The following is a 15,421-nucleotide window of genomic DNA, read 5'->3' on the forward strand; positions in this document are numbered from 1 at the left end:
GGGAGTGAGCTTGCTCGCGATGGCGGCCTCGAATACACCGCAATTTTCATCAGTCTGTAACGCCCGAGCCGCCAAACCGTCATCCCCCGCGCCTATCGTGAAACTCCCGTACTCGTCTTGGGAGACTCGAAATGGCCCTGCCTTACGAAGAACGCAACAGCGCTGTCAAAACCCGTCGTCAGCAAGAAGACCAGCGCCGCATGGAATTTCGCCGCGCTATCGAAGATCGCTGTGAGCGCCGTCAGCTTCTGGCCGAGATTGGCGATTATCCTGAAGAACTCGAACTCAATTACTGGCAGGCCGCACCGACAACTTCCCGTCGAAGCGCTCAACCAGGCCGCTGATCTGCACTCGCTCGCTGCGCACAAACGCAAGGAATGCGTGGGCCACCGGTGACAACCGTTTAGCCTTGGCCTGCACCAGGCACCAACTTCGGTACAGCGGCAGTTCTTCGACCGGCAACTCGATCAACCCGCCGGTCGCCAGTTCCAGGTTCAGGGCGTGGCGCGTCAACAGCGCTACGCCCAGACCTGCCAGCACGCATTCACGCTGGGCTTCGGCTGACGAGACTTCCTGAGTCTGGTTGAAGTGCACGCGTTTCTCTTTGAAGTACTCTTCGCATGCCATGCGCGTCCCGGAGCCGGATTCGCGCAACAGCAGGGTGTAAGGCTCAAGATCCTGTAAACGTAGCGGCCCCATGTGACACAGCGGATGATCCGGTGGTGCCACGGCGACAATCGGGTTATTGAGGAACGGCAAGAACTCCAGGCCCATGTCTTGCGGCACCATCGACATGATCACCAGGTCATCCCGGTTGTCGGAGAGGCGTCGAATCACTTGGCCTCGGTTGACCACCGTCAGTTGCAGATTGACCTCAGGATGCTGGCGCTTGAACGCGGCAAACAGGTGGGGCACGAAATATTTGGCGCTGGATTCCACCGCCAGTTTCAACTGGCCCTGCAACGAGCCCTGCATGTCGGACAGTTGCATGTCGAGGTTTTCCAGGCGCCCAAAAATGTCCCGACTGGCGCGTTGCAGTGCTTCGGCTGCTTCCGTCATGTAGAGTTTTTTGCCGACGTAATCGAACAAAGGCTGGCCAATCAGCTCTTCAAGCTGACGAATCTGTAGGCTTACGGCCGGTTGTGTGAGCGACATTTCGTCGGCCGCGCGGCTGTAGGACCGCAAATCACAGACTTCATTGAAAATCTGCAACTGACGCAATGTCATACGCATCAATGACTTACGCATTTTATGGGTGCTCTCGCCGTAGGCTGGTGTCTCAACTATAAGTCTTTACTTATGCATGACCCAATAATTATTCATTTTTGTTAATCCCTTGTGGGCGCTAGTGTGGACCTGCGACCGAATTGAAACATTTGGTCACGCGTCGACCTGGTCTAGCAGGTCGTGGGTACCACCGGCTCAAGGGAAACTCCAAGTGATAACAAAGATCCTGATCGCCAACCGTGGTGAGATTGCCGTACGAATCGTGCGTGCCTGCGCCGAAATGGGCATTCGCTCGGTCGCGATCTATTCCGACGCCGACCGCCATGCCTTGCATGTGAAGCGTGCGGACGAGGCCCACAGCATCGGTGCCGAGCCGCTGGCCGGTTACCTGAACCCGCGCAAGCTGGTGAACCTGGCTGTGGAAACCGGTTGTGATGCACTGCATCCCGGCTATGGCTTCCTGTCGGAAAACGCCGAGCTGGCGGACATCTGTGCTGAGCGCGGAATTAAATTCATCGGTCCATCGGCTGAAGTGATTCGGCGTATGGGCGACAAGACTGAAGCCCGCCGCAGCATGATCAAGGCTGGCGTGCCGGTCACTCCGGGCACCGAAGGCAACGTCGCGGACATCGCAGAAGCCCTGACCGAAGGCGATCGCATCGGTTATCCGGTGATGCTCAAGGCCACGTCCGGTGGTGGCGGTCGCGGTATCCGTCGCTGCAACAGCCGCGAAGAACTCGAACAAGCCTTCCCACGGGTCATTTCCGAAGCCACCAAGGCATTCGGTTCCGCGGAAGTGTTCCTGGAAAAATGCATCGTTAATCCAAAGCACATCGAAGCGCAGATCCTCGGTGACAGCTTTGGCAACGTGGTGCACCTGTTCGAGCGTGACTGCTCGATCCAGCGTCGTAACCAGAAACTGATCGAAATCGCCCCGAGCCCGCAACTGACCCCTGAACAGCGCGCCTACATTGGCGACCTGTCGGTGCGTGCGGCCAAAGCCGTGGGTTACGAGAACGCCGGTACCGTGGAGTTCCTGCTCGCCGAGGGCGAGGTGTACTTCATGGAGATGAACACCCGGGTGCAGGTGGAACACACCATCACCGAAGAAATCACCGGCATCGACATCGTCCGTGAGCAGATTCGCATTGCTTCTGGTCTGCCGCTTTCGGTGAAACAGGAAGACATCCACCACCGTGGTTTCGCCCTGCAATTCCGGATCAACGCCGAAGACCCAAAAAACAATTTCCTGCCGAGCTTCGGCAAGATCACCCGTTACTACGCACCCGGCGGCCCCGGCGTACGTACCGACACGGCGATCTACACCGGTTACACCATTCCGCCGTTCTACGATTCCATGTGCTTGAAACTGGTGGTGTGGGCGTTGACCTGGGAAGAAGCGATGGACCGTGGCTTGCGCGCCCTCGACGACATGCGTCTGCAAGGGGTCAAGACCACCGCCGCGTACTACCAGGAAATCCTGCGTAACCCGGAATTCCGTAGCGGCCAGTTCAACACCAGCTTCGTTGAAAGCCATCCTGAACTGACCAACTACTCGATCAAGCGCAAACCCGAAGAGCTGGCCCTGGCCATCGCCGCCGCCATCGCCGCCCACGCAGGCCTGTGAGGAATAGAACAATGAGCAAGCAAATCCACGTTACCGACACAATCCTGCGCGACGCCCATCAATCGCTGCTCGCGACCCGCATGCGCACCGAAGACATGCTGCCGATCTGCGATAAGCTCGACAAAGTCGGCTACTGGTCGCTGGAGTGCTGGGGCGGCGCGACGTTCGACGCCTGCGTACGTTTCCTGAAAGAAGATCCGTGGGAGCGTCTGCGCCAGTTGCGCGCCGCGCTGCCTAACACCCGCCTGCAGATGCTCTTGCGCGGTCAGAACCTGCTGGGCTACCGCCACTACAGCGACGACGTGGTCAAAGCCTTCGTCGCCAAAGCCGCGGTCAATGGCATCGACGTGTTCCGCATCTTCGACGCGATGAACGACGTGCGTAACCTGCGCGTTGCCATCGAAGCCGTGAAAGCTGCCGGCAAACACGCCCAAGGCACCATTGCGTACACCACCAGCCCGGTGCACACCATCGAGGCCTTCGTTGCGCAAGCCAAGCAAATGGAAGCCATGGGTTGCGACTCGGTGGCGATCAAGGACATGGCCGGTTTGCTGACCCCGTACGCCACGGGCGAACTGGTCAAGGCACTGAAAGCCGAGCAATCGCTGCCGGTGTTCATCCACTCGCACGACACCGCTGGCCTGGCCGCGATGTGCCAGATGAAGGCCATCGAAAACGGTGCCGACCACATCGACACCGCAATCTCCAGCTTCGCCTGGGGCACCAGCCACCCAGGCACCGAGTCGATGGTCGCCGCCCTTAAAGGCAGCGAATTCGATACCGGCCTGAACCTGGAACTGCTGCAGGAAATCGGCTTGTACTTCTACGCCGTGCGCAAGAAGTACCACCAGTTCGAAAGCCAATTCACCGCCGTCGACACCCGCGTGCAGGTCAATCAGGTGCCGGGCGGGATGATTTCCAACCTCGCCAACCAGCTCAAAGAGCAGGGCGCACTGAATCGCATGAGCGAAGTGCTGGCAGAGATCCCGCGTGTTCGCGAAGACCTCGGTTTCCCGCCGCTGGTGACCCCGACCTCGCAGATCGTTGGCACCCAGGCGTTCTTCAACGTGCTGGCCGGTGAGCGCTACAAGACCATCACCAACGAAGTGAAGTTGTACCTGCAAGGCGGCTACGGCAAGGCGCCGGGCACTGTGAACGAGAAGCTCCGTCGCCAGGCCATTGGCAGCGAAGAAGTGATCGACGTGCGTCCGGCTGATCTGCTCAAGCCGGAAATGGCCAAGCTGCGTGCCGACATTGGTGCCTTGGCCAAGTCTGAAGAAGATGTGCTGACCTTCGCCATGTTCCCGGATATCGGCCGCAAATTCCTCGAAGAGCGTGCCGCCGGCACCCTGACTCCTGAAGTACTGCTGCCGATTCCGGAAGCGGGCAAAGTGGCCTCGGCTGGCGGCGAAGGCGTACCCACCGAGTTCGTCATCGACGTTCACGGCGAAACCTACCGCGTCGACATCACGGGTGTCGGCGTCAAGGCGGAAGGCAAGCGTCACTTCTACCTGTCCATCGACGGCATGCCGGAAGAAGTGGTGTTCGAACCGCTCAACGAATTCGTCAGCGGCGGCAGCAGCAAGCGCAAGCAAGCCACTGCGCCGGGCCACGTCAGCACCACCATGCCGGGCAACATCGTCGATGTGCTGGTCAAGGAAGGCGACACCGTCAAGGCCGGCCAGGCTGTGCTGATCACCGAAGCGATGAAGATGGAAACCGAAGTCCAGGCAGCGATTGCCGGCAAGGTCACCGCGATTCATGTGGCCAAGGGTGACCGGGTCAACCCGGGCGAGATCCTGATCGAGATCGAAGGCTGAGTTAACGGCCTCGATCCAACGCTTTAAACCTCGGGGGGGCATGTGCTCCCCTTTTTTTGCTTTTTTTAACCCTGTAGGAGCTGCCGCAGGCTGCGATCTTTTGAAGTTGTTTTCTGAAAAAAGACAAGATCAACAGATCGCAGCCTGCGGCAGCTCCTACGGGGAGATCGGTTAGAACGCCATGCGCCATTGGCCCATTACGCCGGCATTGCGGCTGTCGGTCGCTACTTCACCGGTGACGCCCATACCCAGCGTGTGGTTGGTGGACAGGGCCAGGTCGAGGCCGGCATCGAGTGTCAGGCTGTTGCGATCCAGTGGCGCCCCGGCGATTTCGAAAGTGATGCCACCGTTGAGCAATTGCTGGCGGGTGTGCAGGTCGAGTTCGCCGTAAGTGTGCTTCCAGCCGGCACTCAGTCGAGGGGTCAGTTGCATGCCGTTGCCCAGGGTGTTGGTTTTTGCCACACGCAGACCGAAGGTGCTGATCAGGTTGTTTTGCGATTGCCCGTGGACTTTCAACGCGGCGTCGCCGCCTTTTTCGCTGTAGCCGTCGCGCTGATAGCGCTGGTAGCCCAGGTTCGCAAAGGGTTCGAGCGTGACGCCGCCCTGACCGAAGTTGTAACCCGCCTCGACGAAGGCCTGTTGGGTGCTGGCGTCGTAATGGCCTTTGAGGCGGTCGTTGAAACCATTGAACGCCACTCGACGTTTGCTGCTGCCGTCGTGGCTGGCATACGTGGCGCCGAAACGCAGCGCCAGAGGGCCGTCCTGGCGAACGGCATAAGCACCGACGTGCCAGCTGTCGAGGTCGCCATCGGAATGCCGGGCATCCAGCGTGGTCTGCGATTTGCCGCCGATAAGCCCGACATGCCATTGCTCGTCGAGACGCCAGTCGGCACCCGCGACCAGGCCCTCGGTGGCGTGTTTCAGTGTGCTGTCGGTGTCGCGATCGATCTTGCCACCATCGCCCAGTACCTGGATCCAGATTCTGCCATTGGCATCACTTGCGTTGCTCGATGTTTTACCACTGTCCAACTGACGCATCGCCAGCCGCATGCTGTCGTTGACCGGGCTCACGGCGCTCAACGTGGCTTTTGCCAGGTTGGCATTGCTGCCGGCGGCGAGTTGCTCAAGTGCCAGCGCGGCGGTGTTTCTGTTGCTGCCGAGCAGGGCGACGAGGGCTTTGCTTGTCGGAGGGGAAGATTCAGTGCGCTGGGTGGGAGCAGTTGGAGAAGAAGTCACAGTGGATACGGCTGATACGGCCACCCCGGAAGCCACTCCCGAAGCCGTCTTCGGGGACGCTACCGCAGAGGGGGCAGCATTAGGCGTCTGATCAATTTTTTTGGCAATCTCGCGAGCACTTTCAGTGGTGGCTGCGTTTTCGATGGGCACCTCATTGCGAGCGTAAGTCAGGCTTACATCCTGAGCGTTGAAATCTAGCGTTGGCGTCATGAACGCGAGGTCGTGTTCGATAGCGCCAAAGCGACCTTCAACCTTTTCGGCTTTGAGCAGGGTGTGCTTACTGCTTTGTGGGTAGTCCCCGGCAGTCACCAGTTTGAGAGTCGCATCGCCGAGATTGGCAGTTCCACTCACCAGGATGGTTTCACTTGCACCGGCTGCATCCACCTCGTAAGCCAGTGTTGCACTGCGGGACAGGTTCAGATCGCCATTGATGTGCGGTGCGCCATGAGCGTGATCAACCGTCAGGCGGCCAAGCATATTCAATGTGCCGGTCGCTCCTCGGCCAGCAAAGTGGCCGTTTTCATTGACGGTGACACTACCGCCGATGATTCCCGGGTTGATCAGATCACCGCCAGCCATCACAACCGCTTCGCCACCAATTGCGCCTCTGTTGAGCAGAGCGCCTTGGACAATGGCATGACCCCAGATGTATCCCTCGTTGGTAAGGTTGGCTTTCGGCCGAACCATGACGCCTTTTTCGAAGCCCCCCAATCCTTCCTTGCTGAGGGTCCACTTACCTCTCATGACCTCCAGCCCGTCAATATTTCGGGTTTCACCCAAGGTGCCTTTCGCTGCATCGAGCTGCAGAACGTTGATGCCCCCGGCACCATCCAGTGGGCCGGCAAAGCTGCCTCGACCGGTTACGGTGATCAGGTCATCCCGATCATCGAAGAGATCGGTGTAGGCCTTTGTAGTAACCGGTGTTTTGTGAGTCGCCGGATCGCTGGCGAATTGGTCGAGCAAACCGATCAGTTCTTCAGGTGTCGGTACTTGGGCAGGCGGTTCTTGTGCCTGCGCGAATTGAGCGCAACCCACCGCGAGAGTGATGGCCAAGGCCAGTTGTTTTGGTCGAAATCTGTGTTGAACGGGCATCAAGCAAGGCCTCTTTTGACGGGAGGCCAAACTCTAAGTTGAAGGCCCGCAGGGCCGATGTCAGCTACTTCTCACAGGTTTGCGGCTTCTATCAGTTTCCTCTGTGGAAAATTTCCGTGACTGTGGGAACGGCTGGTTTTACCCCGTCGTTGCGGCGTTTTTTCCTACTGCGGTTACAGATGTAACCTGCTGGCAATCTCAAAAACTCATCTGCCACTGCCCGGTCAGCCCGTGATTACGGTGGACGCCGGCCCCTGCTGTTACAGACTCAGGAACGGCACTCGACCAACCCTTTCGCCTGCCCGGACGGCGTCTGGTTCTCGTCGCTCAGCCAGCGCTCGAACCCCGCCGCAATCGCCGGCCACTCCGAATCCAGAATCGAGTACCACGCGGTGTCGCGATTTTGTCCTTTGACCACCATGTGCTGGCGGAACACGCCTTCAAAACTGAAGCCCAGACGCTCGGCCGCGTATTTGGAGCGGGCGTTGCCGTTGTTGCACTTCCACTCAAGGCGACGATAGCCCAAGGAGAAGGATTCCTTGGCCAGCAGGTAAACGGCCTCGGTGCTTTTCGGTGAGCGCTGCATCGGTGCGCCGAAGGTCACGTGGCCGATTTCGATGCGACCCTGTGCCGGGACGATCGACATCAGACTGAGGATGCCTTGTACTTTTCCGCTGGCGCGATCGATCACGCTGAAGAAGTATGGGTCGCTGGCGGCGGCGTGATTGTTCAGCCAGTCATTGAAAGCGCTGCGCTCTGGGAAGGGGCCGTAAGGCAGATAGTCCCAGAGTTTCGGGTCGGCGCCGGGGCCTTGCAGGGCGTTGAACAAGTCGTCGCCATGCCGTGCCGGGTCGAGTCTTTCCAGGCGGATGAAGCGCCCTTCAATCAGTTGTGTCGTGGGGGCCGGGACGCCTTTCCAGTCTGCGAGTGAAGTCGACATGTTGTTCTCCTTGAACCTTAAATGGCTTTGCGAAACTGGATGAAACCCGGGCGTTCGGCGATGCGCTCATAGAGCTGGATCGCGGTGGCGTTGGTTTCGTGGGTCAGCCAGTGGACCTTGTTGCAGCCGTCGGCCTTGGCCGTGGTGTAGACGAACTCGATCAATTGCCGGCCAACACCGGTGCCGCGAGTTTCCGGCGCTACCAGCAAGTCTTGCAGGTAGCAGGAGTTTTCGATGGCCCAGTTCGAACGATGGTAGATGAAATGCACCATGCCCACCGCTTTACCATCAGCCCAGGCGAGAGCGGCATGGGTGGGTTCGTTCGGATCGAGCATGCGCTGCCAGGAGCTTTGGGTGACGGCCTCCGGCAATTCGGTTTTGTAAAAGCGCAGGTAGGCCTGCCACAACGGCAGCCAGGCGGCGTGGTCGTCGGCGCTGACCTGGCGGATTTCGATCTGGCTCATGTTCATTCCTTGGGCATTAATTGGGCGAGGGTTTGGTCGTTGACGTCCGGGCTGGCGGCCAGTCCATTGCGCACGCCGGCGATGTCGGCGGGGCTGCGGTTCTGGCTGAGCTTGCGCTTGCCTTCCAGACGGTCGATGGGAATAGCGAAACCGACGATGGCCTTGAGCATGCCGTCGATGTAATCGGCGGGGGCATCGGCCACTGACCACGGTTGGGCGCGGCCAGCTTCATGACGGTCGGTGAGGGTGCTGACGATGTCGAGCAACCGCCCGCCGTCGCTGAAGGTTTCGGCGTGACCGTAGGCGTGCACGGCGACGTAGTTCCAGGTCGGCACGACTTTGCCGTGTTCGGCCTTGCTCGGGTAGAAGCCTGGGCTGACGTAGGCATCGGCACCGGCAAAAATCAGCAGCGCTTCGGCGCCGTCGCGCAGGTCTTTCCACTGCGGGTTGGCTTTGGCCAAATGACCGTACAACGTCCCGTTCGCACCTTGTTCGCGATGCAGCAGCACCGGCACATGGCTGGCCTGCAGGCCACTTTTACCGTGGGTCACCAGAATGGCGAGACGGGTGGCGAGCATCAGTTCGTGCAGTTGGGACAATTCGTCGATGGCAAAGGCGCGGGGTTTGTACATGAAGAGATTTTCCTTGGCGAATGCCTGCATCCTAGGCACGCTATTGGTCTGTTGTAAGAGCCATTGATGACCAATTTCATAGGTCCATTGTCATGTCCGAATCGCCTACGCTGTCCATGCCGTTCAATCCGGCCGGTATCGAACTCGACCGCCGTCAGGGTTTGAGCCGTCAGCTCTATCAGGCGCTGCGTCTGCGCGTGCTGGACGGGCGTCTGGCCGGTGGCACGCGGTTGCCGGCCAGCCGTGATCTGGCGGCGGCACTGGCGATTTCCCGCAACAGCGTGGTGCGCGCCTACGATCAGTTGTACGCCGAAGGCTTTATTGAAGGGCGAGTCGGAGACGGGACGTATGTCGCCCAATTACCGCAAAACGCATTACCCTCGAAAAAACTATCCACAAAAGTATCCACAGGGTTTTCAACAGGCTTACCCACAGGTTTATCCACAAAATTGCCGGAATTACCTGTTGATTTATCCAGGAAAGTTATCCACAGCGATGCGTTGCAGCGGGTTGAAAAGAACCATCTGGCCTTGCCGCCCAGTGGTCCGCCGCGTGCTTTTCGGGTCGGCGTTCCGGCCTTCGATCTGTTCCCGTTCGACGTCTGGGCCAAGTTGAATGCGGCTTTCTGGCGCAAGCCGGATATGCAGCAGTTGTGTTATGGCGACCCGGCGGGCGATGCGCGGTTGCGCGGGATGATCGCGGCCTATTTGCGCAGCTCCCGTGGCATGCAATGCACGGCTGAGCAAATTGTGATCACCAGTGGCGCACAGCAGGGGATAAGTCTTTGTGCACAGTTGCTGGTGGAGGCGGGCGACGGTGTGGCGATCGAGAATCCAGGCTATCGTGCGGCCGGTCATGCCTTTGCCGTGGCCGGTGCCCGGTTGCACGGGGTGGCAGTGGACAGCGAAGGGATCGACTGTCACCAGTTGGCGGGTCTCAAGGATTGCCGCCTGACTTATGTCACGCCATCACATCAGTACCCCACGGGGGTGGTCATGAGTCTGGCCCGTCGGCTCGAGTTGCTGGCCTGGGCCGAGCGTACGCAAGGCTGGATCGTCGAGGATGACTACGATGGCGAGTACCGCTTCAGCGGTGCACCGCTGGCGCCTTTGGCCGCCCTCGATCGGCAAGGGCGGGTGCTGTATGTCGGAACGTTCGGCAAGGTCGCGTTCCCGGCGCTGCGTCTGGGCTATCTGGTGTTGCCGCCGGGCCTGGTGCAGGCGTTTGCCCGAAGGCGTGCGGTGGATGTGCGTCACTCTGAGGTCAGTACTCAGGCCGTGATGGCCGAATTCATGGCCGCCGGGCACTTCCAGCGACACATTCGGCGCATGCGCCGTGCGGCGTTGTCGCGGCGTAATTGTCTGTTGACGCACTGGCCGACAGGTATCGAAGGCGTGGGCGACCTCCCTGGGGTCATGGCCGGATTGCACTTGACGGTTGCGGTGAGCAGCGTAGCCCGCGAACAGGCGCTGATCGAAAAAGCTCAAGCCGTTGGAGTCGAGGTCAACGGCCTGAGCGATTACTGGTTAGCCGATTCGCAGACGCCACTGGATCAGCGTGCCGGGCTGGTGCTGGGGTTCGCCGCGGTGCCGGAGCCGGCGATCGAAGCCGCGCTGGACCGGTTGCGCAGGGTCTGGTGTGAGTGATCAGCCCTGTACAGAAACCGGCTGCGCAGGTTTTACAAACAGCGCTCGCACCTGCGGATTAACGATTCTGCGCAGGGCGTTGTCGACGCCATCGAAGTTTTCCAGTTGCTGGCGTGTCTGCGTCGGCAACTGTTGCAGAAAACTGTCGGCGAACTTGAGATGTGCTGCGGTGAATCGATCATCGGGGTCGTTGAGCCGGTCATAGTGAAAGTGTGCAACCCATAGCGGTCGGTCCTGCCGGGTCTTGTCGATTATCCGGTATTCCTGAAAGTAGTCCTTGCGCTGGCGGGTCTTGATTCGCCCGCGCTCGTCCTTGACGACTTCAACCTGGCCATGGTCATGCAGCCATTTCAGATACGCCTCCCGGGGTTTTCGGGTCATGAGCATGGCGCCATAGACGCGGATACCTTCGCGGCGGGCCTTCGCAGCCCCCTGGCGTAACTCCGTGCTCAGTTCGCCCACCGGGAAGTCGCCATGTCTGCGTTCCTGTACCGCATCGACCTGCGTGGCGGCCTGCTCCAGGCGTGTGGCCTGCTGATCGAACAGGTCCTGCATGTCCGCCGGAACACGCCAGGGCAGTCTGGCATCCGTGCGCAGGTGTTCGAGCAGGCCATTGAGGTCTACGGTCAACGCCAACGCATTGGCAATGGTTTCGTCGTCGTCCAGACTCGGAACCTTCACCGCATGCGCGCGCGGCGGCTTTATGACCGGCACGTCTTCAGCCGCTTCCGGTTTTTTGGTCGATGGGGTTTTCGGTGTCTCGACGAGACGTGGACGAGATTTGCTGACCTTGCCGATCATGCGTGAAGTCGAAGGTACCGGCTCAAGCCTGGCCATTGCCGCCACCGGCAGTTCCTCTGGCTCCGGTAGTAATGTGAGCAGGCGGTTACGTGCCCGTTGATGAAATTCGCCGACCAGCCTTTGAACGCGCGTGAATCGAATCGGTTCGAGCTGTTCGGCCGCACTGGCAGACAACTCCTTGAGGCGTTGTTCGGCGTCGGCCAGGCGGTCCACCATGACGGTGAGTTGATCGGCATCAAGCGCTTGAATGCCTGCTGGCTTGACAGCCCGTGGCCGTTCGACGAGGGCGTGGCCGGCTTCAGCGGCGTTGTCGAATATAGCGGCGACGAGCGGGCGTATCCTGGCGAGGTCGCTGTCGGGCGCGTCGCGCAAACTGAGCTCGATGGACATGCCTATTTCATTGGCCTCAAGATCATGGCGCGAGAAGGAAGGCATTAACCGCTCCAGATTGCCCGCGATCTTGCGAGTGATACCGGAATGCCCCGACAGCCGCGCCAGTGACGCCTGCATGCGCGCGAGGCGATCGATCATTTCATCGCTGACGGCGATGGCTTCTTTCGCCACCTCGATTTGTACTGCACGGGTTCGCGTGTCTCCACGCTCCAGGGCACTGAGTTGAGGCGCGACGATCCTGGCGTACTCACGCAATTTCATGCGCATCCAGCCGCTGTAATAGCGATGTTGTTCCACGGTGAGGCGCATCAGTTGCGACTGATAAAATGCGCCCGCACCGCCCGCCTCGCGCCAGGTCTCGAGGTCATCCAGAGCCTGGCCGTAGCCGCTGGCCAACTCATCGGCTTTGGCAATGTATGTGGTGAGTTCTTCCTCGGACAATACGGCGTTCGCGTCGCCTGTTTCCAGCGGTGCCAATGCCTCATCCAGGCTCGCCTTGCGAGCGGCCTCCTGCTCGATGAAGTGCTGCAGTGCAGCCCACGCCGACGCTTTTCGATTGGCCCGTTCACGCTGCAGCGCGGCAATCCGGCCGCCGGGGGCGCCGCCGCGCAAGCGCAGTTTGAGGTCCCAGTGCCAGTAACCGGCCGTTGTATCGAAGCGCAAGCCGAAGCTGGGGATGTCCGGATTTTTCGGGTCAAGGACAAACGCCGGCTCATCCGCTTCGGCACTCACCAGGAACCAGCGCGTTCCGACCTTCGCGTAATGTCTTTCGCCAACTACGTAGACGTGTTGAGCGTTGGGTTGCGCGCCTTCGGCCAGTTCTGGTGCCGCCACCTTGAGTTGATCGATGTTGGCCAGAAATTGGGCTCCGGCACTGCTGCGGGTTGGCCTGGCAGGTACCAGGGCAGACAAGTGGGGCTCAGGCAGCGGGGAGTCGAGCAAGACCGGGTCATGCTCGATAATGACGGCCTCTGTGGAGATGGGCGTGATCACAGGTGACTCGTGGACGACCGCACGTTTCGGGCCGGCTCCTTGCGGATGTGAAAGCCTGATTCGACGCGCCGCCACCCATTGCGTCAGTAATATGCCCAACGTCAGCAATACATCGCCAATCGATGACCACTGCACAATCGTGTCGCCGCGCTCATGGGCATCCAGCGCCTGCTGGATCTGATTGATACTTTGCCAGACCCAGATCGCGGTGCCTGCAGGACCACTGAGGAAATTGGTCGTGACACTGAACAGTGCCCAGCCACTTTCTGCCAGCAATGCCCAGCGACGCTCGGCGTTCGAGGTCGATTGGCGGTCGGCCAGCTCGGCCATGGCCTGACTGTTGTGGGTAAACAGGGTCGAGAACACGTCGCCCTGCAAAGGTGCATCCGCCAGATCGACGGACGCGGTCAGATCCAGATGGATCAGCGGTTCGAAGGCCAGTTCGGTAATGGTCCAGAGAGAGGGTAGCTCGCTGGAAAACACGTACTGGGCATAATCGAAACTCAGCGCGGGCGTGGGCAGCCAGGCCAGTATCGAGTCGCGTAGTTCTCCGGACTGGTAAAACGCGTACAGCATGTTTTGCTCGGACGGAAATTGGCGCAACGGGTGATCGAGCAGCGGGCGATAGAGCAGGCAGGGTCCCTTGAGTCCCTTTTGTGGCCCGATCACGTACATGTTGGTGACTGTGTCCGGTGTACTGCCCAGCCGGGCGCGGGGCATGAATGCCAGCGGACGTATCGATACCGGCCATTCGCTTGAGGGCGCGCCGCCCTGGATCGACTCGATCAACCGGCAGACCTGACGATAACCCACCTCATCGACGTTACCCTCGCCCTTGAGCTTGCACTCGAGCGCCAGCATGCGCAGGAGCGATGGTAATTGCCGACTGTAGCGTAGTCGGTGCCGTCGGGACTGCTCCGGGTCGTCGATGAGCGTTCGCTTGATCAGTTGTGGATAGGTTTCACCGACGTTGATTTGGTTGGCGATGCTCAGCACAAAGGCGTCCGTGAGCCAGGCAGGCGCGGGTGAACCGTCAACATAGGCGACGGTTGCAAGGTAGGGCGCAGTGTTTTTCAGGGCAAATTCGCCAAGCGTTTCGACTCTGACGCTACTTGGGTCGGGCAGCGTCAGGCTGTCGACTTCGAAGCTTTCGGTGATGCTGATTCGCAGCTCGTCCAGTCGCAACTGCGCCGCGGTTCTGGCGCTTTGATTGGCTTTGCTGGCGACGATGGCATCGCACATTTGTTTTTGCGCATAGGTTTGAATGGGCGGTATATCCATACTGTCGAACACCTCACTGTCGGCGGCACTCCGTAATTTGCCGAGTTCGAACAGACAGTTGCCGTAAGTCTGAATATCTTCGAGTGAGCTGGCCCTCAGCCATTCGGGGATCGCATTTTCCAGTTGCTCAAGACGCGTGTTTTCGCTGGCGCTGATGGTGTTGTCCTGGTCCTGCCGCATGGGCAGTCGAGCCAAGGGGGAGCGGGTGTTCGGGTCGAGTGCATCGATCGAATCGATCTGGCTGCCGATCAAGGCACAGACCATCGCATCGAACACACTTTCCTCGGGTTCGTAGAGCCGCCATTTGAGGGTCTGACCACCCAACTCGATGCCCATCCTGACCGCAAGCACCGAACCCAGTTGCGCCATGGAGCCGAACGATTCATAGCCGTCGGTGATGGTGTACATCACGATTAATTCGCGACTGCCCAGGGTTGCGCTCAGCACCAGCGCGCCGGCCAGCATCAGGTGTTGGGTCTTGCTGCTCTCTGCCAGTTCGAAGGTCAGATCGAGATCCAGCAGACAAGCGCGCACGTTTGACAACGCTCCGACGCCGGCTTGGCGCGCCGCTTTATCCGGGTATTGCGAAACAAGCCGCGCCAGTCTGCATTCATCCGCATCCCAGCCATTGACCGACTGCACATTCAAGGCTTGCTGCAATGTGTCGGCGAATACCTGCCAGCGTGGCAGCTGTTTCGTGAGGGCGTTCCAGTAGTCCAGTTGGCTCTGTTGAAAGGCGATGAACAGCGCTGGCGCGCACTCGTTCAACAGGGTGGTGATCGCATCCATGTCCACTGCCAGGTGTATAGGGTCGGCGGCGCGCGGGGTGAGGGTGACGAAGTGTTCGCCTTCGATGTAATTGGCTGAAGTCTGATTGAACGCCTGGCGCACCAGTGCGAGGGTCAACGATTCGAAATGGCTGCTGCGAGTGATCAGGACGACACCCTCCTGCTGCCAGATGGGTGTCATCAGCATGGCGTTGTCGGGGTCTATGTGGTGTTCGGGGAGGTTTTTTTTCAGAGCCGTGCGCAAGAGTTGCACAGCGGCGTCGTGCAGGGTTGGCCCACTGCTGGTCAACTCGACCAGACGGCTTTTGTTCAACAGTGGAGCAATGTTGATCGGGGAGGATTCGTGCATGGGTTGGGTACCGGTTCGAGGGGTAGGGCGGCGTTTGCCGGCTGCCACTGAAAGTACTCATGCGCCCTATAGGGCAGGTGGTACATATGTATGGGGACAAAAAAATGCCGGACGAACAGGTTCGCCCGGCAC

General features: G+C 59.7%; 10 protein-coding genes. 4 read left to right on the plus strand and 6 right to left on the minus strand.

Translation table 11 applies throughout. The features are described from left to right. Nucleotides 1-131 precede the first annotated feature (131 nt). Nucleotides 132-344 carry a PA3496 family putative envelope integrity protein gene (locus tag ACNYC6_RS13990; protein ID WP_419712761.1) on the plus strand — a complete coding sequence of 71 codons (213 nt, stop codon included), beginning with the start codon at nt 132-134 and terminating at the stop codon, nt 342-344. On the opposite strand, the gene ACNYC6_RS13995 is transcribed toward ACNYC6_RS13990, so the two are convergent. Beyond that, the gene (locus ACNYC6_RS13995) at nt 286-1,248 is read right to left on the minus strand and encodes a LysR family transcriptional regulator (protein WP_419712762.1); all 963 of its coding nucleotides are present in this window, start codon (nt 1,246-1,248) and stop codon (nt 286-288) included. The genes ACNYC6_RS13990 and ACNYC6_RS13995 overlap by 59 nt on opposite strands. Before the next feature lie 190 nt (nt 1,249-1,438). On the opposite strand from ACNYC6_RS13995, the gene ACNYC6_RS14000 reads away from it, so the two are divergent. Together ACNYC6_RS14000 and oadA are read left to right on the plus strand one after the other, a co-directional pair. Next, nucleotides 1,439-2,854 (plus strand): acetyl-CoA carboxylase biotin carboxylase subunit, encoded by a 1,416-nt coding sequence (locus tag ACNYC6_RS14000; protein WP_150704976.1) that lies wholly within the window; start codon nt 1,439-1,441, stop codon nt 2,852-2,854. Nucleotides 2,855-2,865: 11 nt separating this feature from the next. After that, entirely contained in the window at nt 2,866-4,674 is a 1,809-nt protein-coding gene (oadA, locus tag ACNYC6_RS14005; RefSeq protein WP_419712763.1) for a sodium-extruding oxaloacetate decarboxylase subunit alpha, read from the plus strand. Nucleotides 4,675-4,845: 171 nt separating this feature from the next. Here the strand turns inward: oadA and ACNYC6_RS14010 are convergent, their stop codons facing one another. From ACNYC6_RS14010 to ACNYC6_RS14025, 4 genes are all read right to left on the minus strand, one after another. Then, nucleotides 4,846-7,002 (minus strand): autotransporter domain-containing protein, encoded by a 2,157-nt coding sequence (locus ACNYC6_RS14010; protein WP_419712764.1) that lies wholly within the window; start codon nt 7,000-7,002, stop codon nt 4,846-4,848. 268 nt (nt 7,003-7,270) lie between these two features. Continuing rightward, entirely contained in the window at nt 7,271-7,942 is a 672-nt protein-coding gene (locus ACNYC6_RS14015) for a GNAT family N-acetyltransferase (RefSeq protein ID WP_419712765.1), read from the minus strand. A gap of 17 nt (nt 7,943-7,959) precedes the next feature. Beyond that, entirely contained in the window at nt 7,960-8,406 is a 447-nt protein-coding gene (locus ACNYC6_RS14020) for an N-acetyltransferase family protein (protein ID WP_419712766.1), read from the minus strand. Nucleotides 8,407-8,408: 2 nt separating this feature from the next. Further along, nucleotides 8,409-9,038, minus strand: a complete 630-nt coding sequence (locus ACNYC6_RS14025) for an FMN-binding negative transcriptional regulator (protein ID WP_419712767.1) — start codon at nt 9,036-9,038, stop codon at nt 8,409-8,411. Nucleotides 9,039-9,130: 92 nt separating this feature from the next. Between ACNYC6_RS14025 and ACNYC6_RS14030 the strand changes: the two genes are divergently transcribed. Next, the gene (locus ACNYC6_RS14030) at nt 9,131-10,684 is read left to right on the plus strand and encodes a PLP-dependent aminotransferase family protein (protein WP_419712768.1); all 1,554 of its coding nucleotides are present in this window, start codon (nt 9,131-9,133) and stop codon (nt 10,682-10,684) included. Here the strand turns inward: ACNYC6_RS14030 and ACNYC6_RS14035 are convergent, their stop codons facing one another. Next, complete coding sequence (locus ACNYC6_RS14035; protein WP_419712769.1) at nt 10,685-15,289, minus strand: dermonecrotic toxin domain-containing protein; 4,605 nt, start codon at nt 15,287-15,289, stop codon at nt 10,685-10,687. Between the last annotated feature and the right edge of the window lie 132 nt (nt 15,290-15,421).

This window comes from Pseudomonas sp. NFX224 (genome assembly GCF_048565165.1).
Lineage (GTDB): Bacteria > Pseudomonadota > Gammaproteobacteria > Pseudomonadales > Pseudomonadaceae > Aquipseudomonas.

Excerpts from the sequence above, each read along its gene's own strand:
- ACNYC6_RS14015 (WP_419712765.1), bottom strand. The coding sequence starts at position 7,942 with ATGTCGACTTCACTCGCAGACTGGAAAGGCGTCCCGGCCCCCACGACA.
- ACNYC6_RS14020 (WP_419712766.1), bottom strand. The coding sequence starts at position 8,406 with ATGAGCCAGATCGAAATCCGCCAGGTCAGCGCCGACGACCACGCCGCC.
- ACNYC6_RS14030 (WP_419712768.1), top strand. The coding sequence starts at position 9,131 with ATGTCCGAATCGCCTACGCTGTCCATGCCGTTCAATCCGGCCGGTATC.
- ACNYC6_RS14010 (WP_419712764.1), bottom strand. The coding sequence starts at position 7,002 with ATGCCCGTTCAACACAGATTTCGACCAAAACAACTGGCCTTGGCCATC.
- ACNYC6_RS14025 (WP_419712767.1), bottom strand. The coding sequence starts at position 9,038 with ATGTACAAACCCCGCGCCTTTGCCATCGACGAATTGTCCCAACTGCAC.
- oadA (WP_419712763.1), top strand. The coding sequence starts at position 2,866 with ATGAGCAAGCAAATCCACGTTACCGACACAATCCTGCGCGACGCCCAT.
- ACNYC6_RS13995 (WP_419712762.1), bottom strand. The coding sequence starts at position 1,248 with ATGCGTAAGTCATTGATGCGTATGACATTGCGTCAGTTGCAGATTTTC.
- ACNYC6_RS14035 (WP_419712769.1), bottom strand. The coding sequence starts at position 15,289 with ATGCACGAATCCTCCCCGATCAACATTGCTCCACTGTTGAACAAAAGC.
- ACNYC6_RS13990 (WP_419712761.1), top strand. The coding sequence starts at position 132 with ATGGCCCTGCCTTACGAAGAACGCAACAGCGCTGTCAAAACCCGTCGT.